This window comes from Candidatus Burkholderia verschuerenii (genome assembly GCF_001189365.1).
Taxonomy (GTDB): domain Bacteria; phylum Pseudomonadota; class Gammaproteobacteria; order Burkholderiales; family Burkholderiaceae; genus Caballeronia; species Caballeronia verschuerenii.
In genome coordinates this window covers 1-14073 of record NZ_LFJJ01000041.1, presented here as the reverse complement: position 1 = coordinate 14073, position 14073 = coordinate 1, and the positions used below count along the sequence as shown (strand labels likewise).

12 protein-coding genes are annotated in these 14073 nt (G+C 62.1%); all 12 read left to right on the top strand.

All coding sequences use genetic code 11. The features are described 5' to 3' along the window. Positions 1-195 precede the first annotated feature (195 nt). The gene (gene flgB, locus BVER_RS10260) at positions 196-684 is read left to right on the top strand and encodes a flagellar basal body rod protein FlgB (protein WP_050453213.1); all 489 of its coding nucleotides are present in this window, start codon (positions 196-198) and stop codon (positions 682-684) included. A gap of 19 nt (positions 685-703) precedes the next feature. Beyond that, positions 704-1129 carry a flagellar basal body rod protein FlgC gene (gene flgC / locus BVER_RS10255; RefSeq protein ID WP_050453212.1) on the top strand — a complete coding sequence of 142 codons (426 nt, stop codon included), beginning with the start codon at positions 704-706 and terminating at the stop codon, positions 1127-1129. A 130-nt stretch (positions 1130-1259) separates the two neighbouring features. Next, positions 1260-1913 (top strand): flagellar hook assembly protein FlgD, encoded by a 654-nt coding sequence (locus BVER_RS10250; protein ID WP_269750750.1) that lies wholly within the window; start codon positions 1260-1262, stop codon positions 1911-1913. Between the two features lie 46 nt (positions 1914-1959). Beyond that, on the top strand, positions 1960-3222 hold the full coding sequence (flgE, locus tag BVER_RS10245; protein WP_050453210.1) for a flagellar hook protein FlgE: 1263 nt from the start codon (positions 1960-1962) through the stop codon (positions 3220-3222). 31 nt (positions 3223-3253) lie between these two features. Beyond that, complete coding sequence (gene flgF, locus BVER_RS10240) at positions 3254-4006, top strand: flagellar basal-body rod protein FlgF (RefSeq protein ID WP_050453209.1); 753 nt, start codon at positions 3254-3256, stop codon at positions 4004-4006. 34 nt (positions 4007-4040) lie between these two features. Continuing rightward, on the top strand, positions 4041-4847 hold the full coding sequence (flgG, locus tag BVER_RS10235) for a flagellar basal-body rod protein FlgG (RefSeq protein WP_050453208.1): 807 nt from the start codon (positions 4041-4043) through the stop codon (positions 4845-4847). A 90-nt stretch (positions 4848-4937) separates the two neighbouring features. Beyond that, the gene (locus BVER_RS10230; protein WP_050453207.1) at positions 4938-5648 is read left to right on the top strand and encodes a flagellar basal body L-ring protein FlgH; all 711 of its coding nucleotides are present in this window, start codon (positions 4938-4940) and stop codon (positions 5646-5648) included. Between the two features lie 6 nt (positions 5649-5654). Further along, positions 5655-6782, top strand: coding sequence for a flagellar basal body P-ring protein FlgI (locus BVER_RS10225; RefSeq protein ID WP_050453206.1), 1128 nt, complete (start codon positions 5655-5657; stop codon positions 6780-6782). 15 nt (positions 6783-6797) lie between these two features. Then, positions 6798-7862: a flagellar assembly peptidoglycan hydrolase FlgJ gene (flgJ, locus tag BVER_RS10220; RefSeq protein WP_050453205.1), complete on the top strand. Its 1065-nt coding sequence runs from the start codon at positions 6798-6800 to the stop codon at positions 7860-7862. A gap of 428 nt (positions 7863-8290) precedes the next feature. Next, entirely contained in the window at positions 8291-9040 is a 750-nt protein-coding gene (locus BVER_RS10215) for a flagellar brake protein (protein ID WP_050453228.1), read from the top strand. A gap of 1219 nt (positions 9041-10259) precedes the next feature. Continuing rightward, complete coding sequence (gene flgK / locus BVER_RS10210) at positions 10260-12194, top strand: flagellar hook-associated protein FlgK (RefSeq protein ID WP_050453204.1); 1935 nt, start codon at positions 10260-10262, stop codon at positions 12192-12194. A 27-nt stretch (positions 12195-12221) separates the two neighbouring features. Then, positions 12222-13463, top strand: a complete 1242-nt coding sequence (flgL, locus tag BVER_RS10205; RefSeq protein WP_050453203.1) for a flagellar hook-associated protein FlgL — start codon at positions 12222-12224, stop codon at positions 13461-13463. Positions 13464-14073: the final 610 nt, after the last annotated feature.

Below are 14073 nucleotides of genomic sequence, written 5' to 3'. Positions count from 1 at the left end.
TGCAACGGTAAAAGCGGCCGCGCGAAGCTACGAATCGAATTCTAGATATCGGACAAAACGACCAAGCTTCGAATAGAGGCCCGGTTTCCCGGTTATTCGTCGGATTAGTTATTGCCGGTCGCTCCTAAGATTCGTGTCATGCAAAAAAGCCTCGGCGCGACTTCGCCCGGGCCAAGGAACCCAGAAGGAGTTGCGATGCTGGACAGACTGGACAAGGAATTCGCTTTCGGCCGTGAGGCGCTGGACGTGCGCGCGTACCGGCAGGAATTGCTGTCGTCGAATATCGCCAACGCCGACACGCCCGGCTACAAGGCGCGCGACGTCAATTTTTCGACCGCGCTCGCCGGTGCGCTCAAACAGCAGGGCGGTACCGCGACCGCGTCGAACAACAGCACGCTGAAGATGGCGCAGCCGGTCAGCGTGAGCTACAGCGGCGGCATGGCGGTCACGGCGCAGGGCCATATGGCGGGCACCTCGACGATGAACGCGAGCGGCGGCTCGAGCGACGACTACGGCAAGCTCGCCTACCGCGTGCCGAGCCAGCCGTCGCTCGACGGCAACACGGTCGACCTCGACGCCGAACGCGTGCAGTTCGCCGACAACTCGGTGCATTTCGAAGCCGGCATGACGGTGTTGTCGTCGCAGATCAAATCGATGCTGTCGGCGATCACGTCGAACGGCTAATCGGACATAGGAGAACGACATGTCCAACTTGATGAATATTTTCAACGTCGCCGGCTCGGCGATGTCGGCCCAGGCGCAGCGCCTGAACGTCACCGCCTCGAATCTCGCGAACGCGGACAGCACCACCGGCCCGGACGGCCAGCCGTACAAGGCCAAGCAGGTCGTGTTCGCGGTCGATCCGCTCGGCGGCGCGAAGAGCGGCTCCGGCCAGCAGGTCGGCGGCGTGCAGGTGACCGGCGTCATCGACGATCCGAGCCCGATGAAAACCAGCTACGACCCCAGCAACCCGGCGGCGAACGCGGACGGCTACGTCACGATGCCCAACGTCGATCCGGTGCAGGAAATGGTCAACATGATTTCCGCGTCGCGTTCCTATCAGGCCAACGTCGAGACGCTCAACACCGCCAAGCAATTGATGCTCAAGACCTTGACCATCGGCACCTGAAATACGCCTCGATAAAGCAACACAGACCGCCAGAACCTGACAGAGAACCCCAAGGAAACGCAACGTGAGCTCCTCCAGCACCACCATCGGCAGCAACGGCACCACGGTGTCGCAGACGCTGCTGGACACCATGAACGGCACGTCGTCGACGAGTTCGTCGTCTTCGTCGTCGAGCACGACCTCCGCGTCGGCCATGCAGAACACGTTCCTCACGCTGCTCGTCACGCAGCTGAAGAACCAGGATCCGACCAACCCGGCCGACAGCTCGCAGATGACCTCGCAGCTCGCGCAGATCAACACGGTTCAGGGCATCACCGATCTGAACACGAAGCTGTCGTCGCTCGCCACGCAGTTGTCCGCCGGCCAGTCGTCGCAGGCGGCGCTGCTGATCGGCTCGAACGTGCTGGCTTCGGGCAGCAACGTCACGGTGTCGAGCGGCGCGGCGTCGACCTTCGGCGTGAAGCTCGACAACGCGGTGTCGGACCTGCAGGTGCTGGTGAAGAACTCGTCGGGCCAGATCGTCAATACGCTCGATCTCGGCGCGCAAAGCGCGGGCGTGATCCCGGTCTCGGGCTGGACGCCGGTCGACTCGAACGGCAAGACGCTCGCCGACGGCTCGTACACGATCACCGCGCAAGGCACGATCAACGGCCAGCAAGCCACGGCGACGACGCTCTCGTCCTCGCAGGTGCAAAGCGTGGTGCAGATGTCTGACGGTACGCCGGGCCTGAAGCTGGCGAATGGCTCGACGGTCGCCTTGACGGGCGTCGCCTCGATTCTCTGATTCAACGATTCTTTATAGCGGGCGACGTCTCGCGCTGGAGTAACACATGTCTTATCAACAAGCACTGAGCGGTCTGGGCGCCGCGTCGAGCGACCTCGATGTCATCGGCAACAACATTTCCAACTCGAACACCGTCGGCTTCAAGGAAGGCAAGGCGCAGTTCGCGGACATGTACGCCAACTCGATGTCCACGGCGGTGAACAACCAGATCGGTATCGGCACGCGTCTGTCGGAAGTGCAGCAGCAGTTTTCGCAGGGCACGATCACCACGACCAACCAGGCGCTGGACGTCGCGATCAACGGTAACGGTTTCTATCAGCTGTCGAACAACGGCTCGACGGTGTACTCGCGTAACGGCGTGTTCCACCTCGACAACCAGGGCAACATCGTCAACTCGTCGGGCATGCAGCTGATGGGCTTCGCCGCCGATTCGAAGGGCGTGGTCAACAGCGCGAGTACGGTGCCGCTGTCGGTGCCGACCTCGAACATCCAGCCGACCGCGACCAAGACGATCACGGCCGCGTTCAACCTGAACTCGCAGGACGCCAACAAGGCGGTCGCCGATTTCGATCCGACCGACGGCAACACCTACAACGCCTCGACCTCGGTCGATGCCTACGACTCGCTCGGCGGCACGCAGAAAGTCTCGATCTATTTCACGAAGTCGGGCACGGGCAGCTGGGAAGCGTTCGCGGGCTACGGCGATCCGGTCACGCAGAAGACCGACCTCGGCGCGGTGTCGTTCGACCAGTCGGGCAACCTGAGCTCGACGGCGCTCTCCAGCACGTCGACCTCGGGCGTGTCGGTGGCGGGCACGGGCAAGTTCAGCTTCACGATCCCCAACGGCGCGGATCCGACCGGCACCTCGACGCAGACGCTGACGCTGAACCTGAACGGCACGACGCAGTACGGCGCGAAGAGCGGCCTGAACAACCTCGTGCAGGACGGCAACGCGACGGGCGAACTCACCGGCTTCACGGTCGGCAGCGACGGCACGCTGACGGGTAACTACTCGAACGGCGAAACCAAGTCGCTCGGCCAGATTGCGCTTGCGAACTTCAACAACCAGAACGGCCTGCAGAACATGGGCAACAACGTGTACGCGCAGACCGCCGCTTCGGGCGCTCCGCAAGTCGCGGTGCCCGGCTCGACCAACCACGGCACGCTGCAGGGCGGCGCGGTGGAAGACTCGAACGTCGATCTGACCAACGAACTGGTGAACCTGATCACGGCACAGCGCAACTATCAGGCGAACGCGCAGACGATCAAGACGCAGCAGGCGGTCGACCAGACCATCATCAACCTGTAAGCGACAGCATTAAGAAAGAGGGAAGCGATTCATGGACCGTCTGATCTACACCGCGATGACCGGCGCAAGCCAGGCGCTCGAGCAGCAAGCTGTGACGGCGAACAACCTTGCGAATGCGTCGACGACGGGTTTCAAGGCGCAGCTCGCGGCGTTCCGTCAGGTGCCGATGTCGTTCGAGAACCAGTCCGCCGATGGCTCGACGCGCACCTTCGTGCTGTCGTCGACGCCGAACGCGGACTACACGCCGGGTCCGATCACCCAGACCGGCAATCCGCTCGACGTCGCGGTGCAGGGCCAGGGCTGGCTTGCCGTGCAGACGCCGGACGGCAGCGAGGCGTACACGCGCGCGGGCAACCTGCACATGGACGCCAACGGCCAGGTCGTCACGGCGAACAATCTGCCGGTGCTCGGCAACAGCGGTCCGCTGTCGATTCCCCCCGGCGCCGTGCCGACCATCGGCAGCGACGGCACGATCTCCGCGCTCGTCCCGGGCGATCCGCCCACGGCGATCGCGGTGGTCGATCAGCTCAAGCTCGTGAATCCCGACTCGTCGACGCTGGTGCGCGGCGATGACGGTCTCTATCGCACCGCGGACGGCGATCCCGCCGACGCGGATCCGAGCGTCGTCGTAGCCGGCGGCGCGCTCGAAGGCAGCAACGTGAACCCGGTCTCCGCGATGGTCTCGATGATCGCGAACGCGCGTCAGTTCCAGATGCAGACCAAGCTGATGGAATCGGCGGACCAGAACGAACAATCGGCCAACAAGCTGCTGAGCTTCGGCTAAGCCGCGCCCCGTGGATATTTAGGACAGTTACACCATGAATCGCTCTCTCTACATTGCCGCAACCGGCATGAATGCGCAACAAGCGCAGATGGACGTCATCTCGAACAACCTGGCCAACGTCAGCACGAACGGCTTCAAGGGTTCGCGCGCCGTGTTTCAGGACTTGATGTATCAAACCGTGCGTCAGCCGGGCGCGAACTCGACGCAGCAGACGGAACTGCCGTCGGGCATGCAGGTCGGCACCGGCGTGCAGCAGGTCGCGACCGAACGTCTCTACACGCAGGGCAATTTGCAGCAGACCGGCAACTCGCGCGATATCGCGATCAACGGTCAAGGTTTCTTCCAGGTGACGATGCCCGACGGCTCGACCGCCTACACGCGCGACGGCTCGTTCCAGACCAATGCGCAGGGCCAGCTCGTCACGTCGACCGGCTATCTGCTGAATCCGGCGATCACCATTCCGCAGAACACGACCAACATCACGGTCGGTTCGGACGGCACGGTGTCGGTGACGCAGGCGAACAGCACGACCAGCACGACCAGCACGACCAGCACGACGGTCGGCCAGATCCAGATCGCGACCTTCATCAACCCGCCGGGTCTGGACGCGCGCGGCGAAAACCTGTTCTCGGAAACGGCCAGCTCCGGCGCGCCGAACGTGTCGCAGCCGGGTCTGAACGGCGCGGGCCAGCTCCAGCAGGGTTACACGGAAGCATCGAACGTCAACGTCGTGCAGGAACTGGTCAACATGATCCAGACCCAGCGCGCCTACGAAATCAACAGCAAGGCCGTGACGACGTCCGACCAGATGCTTCAAACGCTCTCGCAGATGCAGGTTTAACCCTCTATTCGACCGATAAGAATCAGACGAATGTCGTCACAATCTCTTTCACGGATTCAACACTTCATTCGCCTGATACGAGTCACCAAGATGTCGTCACACACTTTCATCGCGCGGCGGGCTGTACGGTTCATCCCGCGTCTGGTTTCGGTAGCCGCACTGAGCGCGGCGATGGCCGCGTGCGGTCTGGTGCCGAAGCAGCCGATCATCCAGCAGCCGATGACCGCGCGTCCGCCGCAGCCGCCGTCCGGCGGCCGCACGCCCGGCGCGATCTACAACGCGGGCTATGCAGGCCGCCCGCTGTTCGAAGACCAGCGTCCGCGCAATGTCGGCGACATCCTGACCATCGTCATTTCGGAAAACGTCAACGCGACCAAGTCGTCGGCGGCGAACACCAATCGCGGCGGCAACGCGTCGTTCGCGGTGCCGACCACGCCGGGTCTGTTCGGCGGTCTGTTCAACAACACGAATCTGTCGGCCACCGGCGCGAACAAGTTCACGGCGACGGGCGGCGCGAGCGCGGCCAACACCTTCAGCGGCACGCTGACGGTGACCGTCGTCGAAGTGCTGCCGAACGGCAACCTCATGGTGAGCGGCGAGAAGCAGATGCTCATCAATCAGGGCAACGAGTTCGTGCGATTCTCCGGCGTCGTGAATTCGGTGACGATCTCGGGCAGCAACACGGTTTATTCCACGCAAGTCGCCGACGCGAAGATCGAATATTCGGCGAAGGGCTATATCGACGAAGCGGAAAACATGGGCTGGCTCCAACGCTTCTTCCTCAACGTCGCGCCGTTCTGACCGATCATGAATTCGTTTCTCCGCTTTATCTCGTTTTCGCTGGCCGCCGCCGTCGTGGCGATCGGCACCGCGCCGCACGCGCACGCCGAACGCCTGAAGGACCTCGTGTCGTTTCAGGGCGTGCGTGACAGTCCGCTGATCGGTTACGGTCTCGTCGTCGGTCTCGACGGCACGGGCGACCAGACGATGCAGACGCCCTTCACCACGCAATCGCTCACCAACATGCTCGGCAATCTGGGTATCACGGTGAATCCGGCGAACGCGGGCAACATGCAGCTGAAGAACGTCGCCGCCGTGATGGTCACGGGCACGCTGCCGCCGTTCGCGCGTCCGGGCGAAGCGATCGACGTCACGGTGTCCTCGATGGGTAACGCCAAGAGCCTGCGCGGCGGCACGCTGCTGATGGCGCCGCTCAAGGGCGCCGACGGTCAGGTGTATGCGATGGCGCAGGGCAATATCGTCGTCGGCGGTGCGGGCGCGAGCGCGAACGGCAGCAAGGTGCAGGTCAATCAGCTCGCGGTCGGCCGTATTTCGGGCGGCGCGCTGGTCGAACGCGCGGTGCCGAACGCGATCACGCAGCAAGGCGGCACGATGCAGATGGAACTGCGCGAGATGGATTTCGACACGACGCAACGCATCGTCGCGGCGGTCAACAACCAGTTCGGCATGGGCACCGCGATGGCGCTCGACGGCCGCACGATTCAACTGCGCGCGCCGGACAACGCGGGCGAGCAGGTGCAGTTCATGGCGCAGTTGCAGAACATCGACGTGAAGCCCGCGCAGGCGGCCGCGAAGGTGATTCTCAACGCACGCACCGGTTCGATCGTGATGAACCAGATGGTCACGCTGCAGAACTGCGCGGTCGCGCACGGCAACCTGTCGGTCGTCATCAACACCAAGACGGCGGTAAGTCAGCCGGGTCCGTTCTCGAACGGCCAGACGGTAGCATCGCAGCAGTCCAACATTCAGCTCAAGCAGGATAACGGCGCGCTCAAGATGATTACGGGCGGCGCGAATCTCGCGGATGTCGTCAAGGCGCTCAACGCGCTCGGCGCGACGCCCGCGGACCTGATCTCGATCCTTCAGTCGATGAAGGCGGCCAGCGCGCTGCGTGCCGACCTCGAGGTCATCTAAACAGGATCACGGCATATGAACTCGAACGCGACCGGCATCGCCAGCAGCACGTTGGCATCGACCGATACGAACGATGCCGCTGCCGGCATGGGCAAGCTGTCGGGTCGCTTCGCGCTCGACGTGCAAGGCTTCGACGCGATGCGCGCGCAAGCCAACAAGGATCCGCAAGCGGGCCTGAAGCAGGCGGCGCAACAGTTCGACGCGGTCTTCACGCAGATGATGCTGAAGAGCATGCGCGACGCGACGCCGTCCGACAGTCCGTTCGAATCGAACGATTCGAAGTCCTTCACCGCGATGCTCGACCAGCAGTTGTCGCAGCAGATGTCGTCGAAGGGCATCGGCGTGGCGGACATGATGCTCAAGCAGTTGCAGCGCAACGCGGGCGTCAAGCCCGACGCCAAGACGATGGGCAGCAGCAACGCGATGCAGATGCTGAACGGCATGGGCGGCGGCAGCGGCGGCGCGGGCGGCGACATGGATGCGAACGCGGGCAATATCGCCGCGATGAACGCGATGGCCAAGGCGTACGCGGCCGCGCAGGCGAACAAGAGCCAGGCATCGCTCAACAGCGGACGCGGCTATACGGCGGCAGATTCGATCGCAGCGCCCGCGCCCGGCAACGGCTCGGACAAGGTCAACGATTTCGTGGATCGCCTCGCGGCGCCCGCGCAGGCGGCGAGCGCGGCGACGGGCATTTCGGCGCGCTTCATCATCGGTCAGGCGGCGCTCGAATCGGGCTGGGGCAAGCGCGAAATCAAGTACGCGAACGGCCAGACGAGCCACAACATCTTCGGCATCAAGGCGACGGGCGGCTGGACCGGCAAGACGGTGGATTCGGTCACGACGGAATACGTCAACGGCCAGCCGAAGAAGGTCGTCGAGAAATTCCGCGCCTACGATTCCTACGAAGACGCGCTGACCGACTACGCGAGCGTGATCAAGAACAATCCGCGCTATTCGCCGGTCGTCGAGGCATCGCGCGATGTGGCGGGCTTCGCGCACGGCATGCAGAAGGCCGGTTACGCGACCGATCCGCAGTACGCGAAGAAACTTATTTCGATCATGAAACAGATCGTTTGACGATCCTAATCGTCTTCGGCATCGACACGGACGGCGGCCTCATCGGGCCGCCGTTCCGTTTTCCGTAAAAACGTCCGCGTAATCGCCAGAAGTACGAAGCAATTCAAAAAAAGACGCGCGCGACGATCAAGAATGTCTCCAAAAATACCGACATCCCGAATATCGGCGTGAAATCGTTTCGATCTTGCGCGACGGCGGAGACGTGGATTTAGGGTCAGGATAAGCAAAGTCTGTTCCCACCAGCAACGGTTGCAAACGTTTTACGCTGGAAGGGACGGCGCACCACAGAGTTTTTTTCTGGCCGACTCTAAACTTTTTATGCGATATGCCGCTATTCCGAACACCAAAGTGCCGTGCCGATGGATTCGGCCGGACACGCGACATTCGGAACGGAGCGGCGCGCAAGCAAAATGAACCTGGCTAGCACCATGAATAGCAATCACAACAATGACGCGGCGGACGACGACGCGCCCCAAGTCGATTTCGGCCGGCGCAATCCGCTGGAAGTCGGCGTGTCGCTGCGCAATCTGGCGAATCGTGGCGATTTCCTGACGGCGCAATACGGCGACGCGCAGATCGTCACGCGCATCCTCGACGTCGATGTGACGGCGCACACGTTCATCTTCGATTGGGGCGGCGTGCCCGAGCACAACAGTTACGTGCTGGCGGCGCAGAAGCTGTTTTTCAGCGCGGCGCCGGAAGGCGTGCGTCTCGAGTTCACGACCGGCACGCCGCGTCAGACGACGTTCGACGGCCGTCCCGCGTTCGAGATGGAGTTTCCGCCGGTGTTGTATTACATGCAGCGTCGCGAGTATTTTCGCGTCGAGGCGCCGGTGCTGGATCCTTATATTTGCAGCGGCTCGTTGCCGGATGGCGAGCGGTTTTGCTTCGAAGTGCACGATTTGTCGTTGGGCGGCGTGGCTCTACGTACTTCCGATGAACGGGTGGCTGCGTTGGAGCTCGGTAGCGTCATTCAGGACGCTGAACTGCACTTCACCACGACCGGTCGCGTGACGCTCGATATCAAGCTTGTTTCGCATCGCGAGTCGAAGTCTTCTAAAGGTGAACGTCGGTTTACGCTTGGGTTTAAGTCCGCTTCCATGCCTGGGTCGGCGGAGAATACGCTGCAGCGGCTTATTACTCAGCTTGAGATGAAGCGGCGGTCTCTTTCTAAGTGATTGCTGGGCGCAAATGGCTCGAGTTTCGCTTCTTGTCGCGATTTTTTTTGCAGTAGCCGCCACCCCGGCGGAGGGGTTACTTTCTTTGCGGCGGCAAAGAAAGTAACCAAAGAAAGCCGTTTGGCCGATCATAAGCACCTTCTTGAGCGGCCGCGGCACAGGAATTTAGACTTGGCACAGCAATAGCGAGTGTCTTCGCGGTTTGTCCCGGCGCTGGATCCCATGCGATCCGCGCCCTCTCGCCCACCTCGGTAACGGTCCCCTTCGGCTTACTCCGGCCCGCTGCGCGGCCGGTTTAGGGCCGTATAAGCCACCGGCAGTCAATCACCGAAACGACCTCGAATACCCCATCGGTTTGATCGTTATTCGGCCCTACCTTGGTTAGTGCTCCGATCAAATTCTCACGTCCGCGCAATGCATGACGAGTCGAAGCGCGGTTTTCGCATTTGCGCGCGCGGCGGCGCGACTGCGGTAAATCTGCGAGCGCGAGAGAATTTCGTTGGAGCACTAACCGAGGTAGGGCCGAATAACGATAAAACCGATGACGCATTCGAGGTCGTTTCGCTGAACACCTGCCGGTTGCTTGTACGGCCCTAAACCGGCCGCGCAGCGGGCCGGAGTAAGCCGAAGGGGACCGTTACCAAAGTGGGCGAGAAAGCGTGAATCGTATGGGAACCAGCGCCCGGACACACGGCGAGAACACTCGCTACTGCTGTGCCAAGTCTCTAGTGCTGTGCCGGGGCCGCTCAAGAAGGTGCTCAGGATCGGACAAACGGCTTTCTTTGGTTACTTTCTTTGCCGCCGCAAAGAAAGTGACCCCTCCGCCGGGGAAGCGGTTACTGCAAAAAAAAGCGCGATAAGAGAACCATTCCTAAGCCAAGCCGAGGGGGCCGGCCAAGAAGGTGCTTAGGATCGGACAAGCGGCTTTCTTTGGTTACTTTCTTTGCCGCCGCAAAGAAAGTAACCCCACTGCCGGGGAGGCGGCTACTGCAAAACAAAGCACGACAAGAAAAGCCATCAAGAGAAAAGCGCCAAAAAAGCCCGTCAAATCCCCAAATAGCACAGCAAAAAACCACCCGATAATGCCCCAATCGCAAGAATCGCCCATTGCGCGCAGCAAGAAAGCAAAACCCTCAACTTCCGAAGATTTCGGCCGATAAAGAGTGCAGTCACCGCGGCAAAAGCCAGCTCTCACCCGCCGCCAAACCAGGATTCGTGCATGTCGAACAACATTCTCAGCATCGGGCTGTCCGGTCTGAACGCGGCTCAGTGGGGCCTGACGACGACCGGCAACAATATCAGCAACGCCGCCACGCCGGGCTACACGCTCGAAAAGGTCTCGTACGCGGAATCGTCCGGGCAGTACACGTCATCGGGCTATCTCGGCAATGGCGTGCAGACCACCGCCGTCACGCGCTCGTACAGCCAGTATCTGACGACGCAGGTCAACAACACGACCTCGTCGAGCAGCGCCGCGACCGCCAACTACACGATGATCTCGCAGCTGAACAACCTGGTCGGCGATTCGACCAAGGGCATCGCGTCGGCGATCGGCAGCTATTTCTCGGGCATGCAGACCGTCGCCAACGACGCCAGCAGCACGTCGGCGCGCCAGTCGCTCATCAGCAGCGCGCAGACGCTCGCCGATCAGTTCAACTCGGCAGGCGAGCAGTACGACCAGCTTCGTCAGAGCGTCAACACGCAACTGTCGAGCGCCGTCACGCAGATCAACACGTACACCAAGCAGATCGCCGATCTCAACCAGCAGATCAGCGCCGCCACTGCCGGCGGCCAGTCGCCGAACCAGTTGATGGATCAGCGCGATCAGGCCGTGACGGACCTCAGTTCGATGATCGGCGTTTCGGTCGTGCAGCAGAACGGCAACTACAACGTTTTCGTCGGCAACGGGCAGCCGCTCGTCGTCGGCAATAACGCGACGAACCTGCAGACGGTCAACTCGCCGAGCGATCCGAGCGAACTCACAGTCGCCTTCGCCAGCAAGGACGGCTCGACGCAAACCGCCGCCAATACGCAATATCTCGACAGCACCGCGCTGCAGGGCGGCACGGTCGGCGGCCTGATCGATTTCCGCACCAACACGCTCGACCCCGCGCAAGCCAAACTCGGCGCGATCGCGACCAGCTTCGCCGTGCAAGTCAACGGCCAGAACGCGCTGGGCATCGACCTGAACGGCAAGACGGGCGGCGATCTGTTCACCGCCGGCACGCCGTCGGTCTACGCGAACGCACGCAACAAGGGCACCGGCTCGGTCGCGGCAACCTTCACCGACGCGACGCAACCGCCCACCAGCGACTGGACCGTGTCGTACGACGGCTCGTCGTACAACGTCACCGATACCAGCGGCAAGGCGATCGGCTCGATCACGCCGCCCGCCACCGACGGCACCTTCAGCGGCCTGCAGATCAGCGTCTCCGGCTCGATGCAGAAGGGCGATTTCTTCACCATCCAGTCGACGCGCGGCTCGCTCGACAACTTCGGGCTCTCGACCACGAGCGGCTCGGCGGTCGCGGCGGCATCGCCCGCGGTGACGTCGTCGGCGACGGCGAACACCGGTTCCGGCTCGATCACGTCGGCGACGGTCAGCTCGGGCTACAGCCTGCCGACCGATATCGCGCTGACCTACAACTCGACGGCGAGCGGCTTCACGTCGAACGTCGCGGTGACGGTCGGCAGCACCAACTACGCGGCCGGCGCGACGATTCCCTACGATTCGTCCAAGGGCCTCACGGTGTCGTCGAACGGCATCAGCGCGACGATCACGGGCAAGCCGTCGAATAGCGACGTCTTCAATATTTCGGCGAACAAGGGCGGCACGAGCGACGGCAGCAACGCCACCGCGATGTCCAACCTCGTCACGACGAAGTCGATGAGCGGCGGCACCGACACGCTCACGAGCGCCTACGCGAACTACGTGAACGACATCGGCAACCAGACGAACCAGTTGAAAGCCACGAGCACCTCGCAAACCGCGTTGCTCAATCAGGCGACCACGGCGCAGCAGTCCGTGCAAGGCGTGAACCTCAACGAGGAAGCCGCCAACCTGATGCAGTACCAGCAGCTTTACCAGGCGAACAGCAAGGTGATCCAGATCGCCTCGTCGCTGTTCCAGACGATTCTCGGCGCCTTGAACTAAGCGTCTCGATAGCCCACGGACCACGCGATGCGAATCTCCAGCTCCCAATACTTCAACCTGAACGTCTCGTCGATGAGCGATCAGCAGAGCACGCTTGCGACGATGTATCAGCAGATCTCGTCGGGCAACCGTCTCTCGACCGCCTCCGACGATCCGCTCGGCGCGGCGCAAGCCGTGACGCTCACGATGCAGAGCGCCACGCTGTCGCAATACAGCACCAACCAGACGTCCGCGCTGTCGTCGCTGCAGCAGGAAGACTCGACGCTCGGCAACGTCAGCAACGTGCTGTCGAGCATCCAGACGCAAGTCGTGCACGCGGGCGATGCATCGCTCACCGATGCCGACCGTCAGTCGATCGCGACCGTGATTCAGGGCCATCGCGACCAGCTGATGAGCATGGCCAACACGACCGACAGCAACGGCAACTATATTTTCACGGGCCTGAAGGGCAACACCGCGCCATTCTCGAACAACGCGTCGGGCGTCGGCGCGTCGTATGACGGCGATCTCGGCTCGCGCACGGTGCAGATCAGCAACAACCGGTCGGTCGCGATCGGCGATACCGGCGCATCGGTGTTCCAGAGCGTGTCGGCGTCGGAAAGCGCGGCGGTGCCGAGTGCATCGACGGGCAACACGGGCAAGGGCACGATCGGCGCGGTGAGCATGAACGACACCAGCAATCCGAACAACGCCAGCACCTACACGATCAACTTCGCGGTTTCGGCAACCGATGATTCAACGACCTACACGGTTAGCGCCAATCCCGCCGATCCGTCGCTGCCGACCACGCTGACCGCCTACACCGCCGACACGAAGATCACGCTTGGCGGCCAGTCGGTGAAGATCAGCGGCGCGCCCGCCAACGGCGACAGCTTCACGGTGCAGCCGGCCACGTCGACCAACAACGACGTGTTCGCCACGCTCGACAACCTCATTTCCGCGCTCAAGCAGCCGGTGGGCACGTCGACGAGCGCGCAGTCGCAGTTGACCAACGCGCTGGCGACGGCGGGCACCAAGCTCGGCAACTCGTACAACAACGTGCTGGCCGCGCAGACGGCGGTCGGCGGACGCACGCAGGAAATTCAGTCGCAGCAGACGATTCTCTCGACCAACAAGACGCAGAACGCGTCGGATCTGGCGAATCTGACGAGCATCGATCTGGTGTCGTCGATCAGTTCCTACGAGCTGACGCAGAACTCGTTGCAAGCAGCGCAGATGGCGTTTTCGCAGATTCAGAAGATGTCGCTGTTTAGCTATCTCGGCAGTTGATTCCCGGTAGCCTTAAGGCTGGTTTTGGCCGCGCGATGGAGAGAACAGTAGCGGCAAGGCGCGTGTCGGTGGCGCGCATTTCAGGAGCATCGTCCAGCGGGCGTTGCTCCTTTTGTCTTTTTTGCGCACTGAAACGCTAAATTTCTCCTAAAGTTGACGCTTTCGAAAGGCTTCCAGAGGATGGCGGTCCGCCAGGGCCTAAAGTGGCAACTCGCCGGATGCAAGGCGAAGGCGATACGAAGCGCGTGACCGGATCTGACCCGTTCGGCCATCGAAGCGAATCGCCGGTATGACCGATTCGATCGTCATCGACCGACCGGAGCGTCTGACCCACGCGCCCGGCCGGTTCGACGACACACCGCATCGCCCACGACGAACCGTGCGATTACACCTTTGACCCAGATTTGATCGAACGCTCGAAGTTGAAACCGCGCCTTGTGCGCGGTTTTTTTTGTGCGCCGAGCATGCGCAACAGCTTGGGGATGCAAGTTCCCTGTCCAGCCTGATGGGGCGAAGGCCTAGTGAAACGCAAGGGCGTCGTCGTGAGGCGGGGTCTGAAGGAAGCGTGTAGCAAAGCCACGACCTGACGAACAGAAACCAGATATGAGGC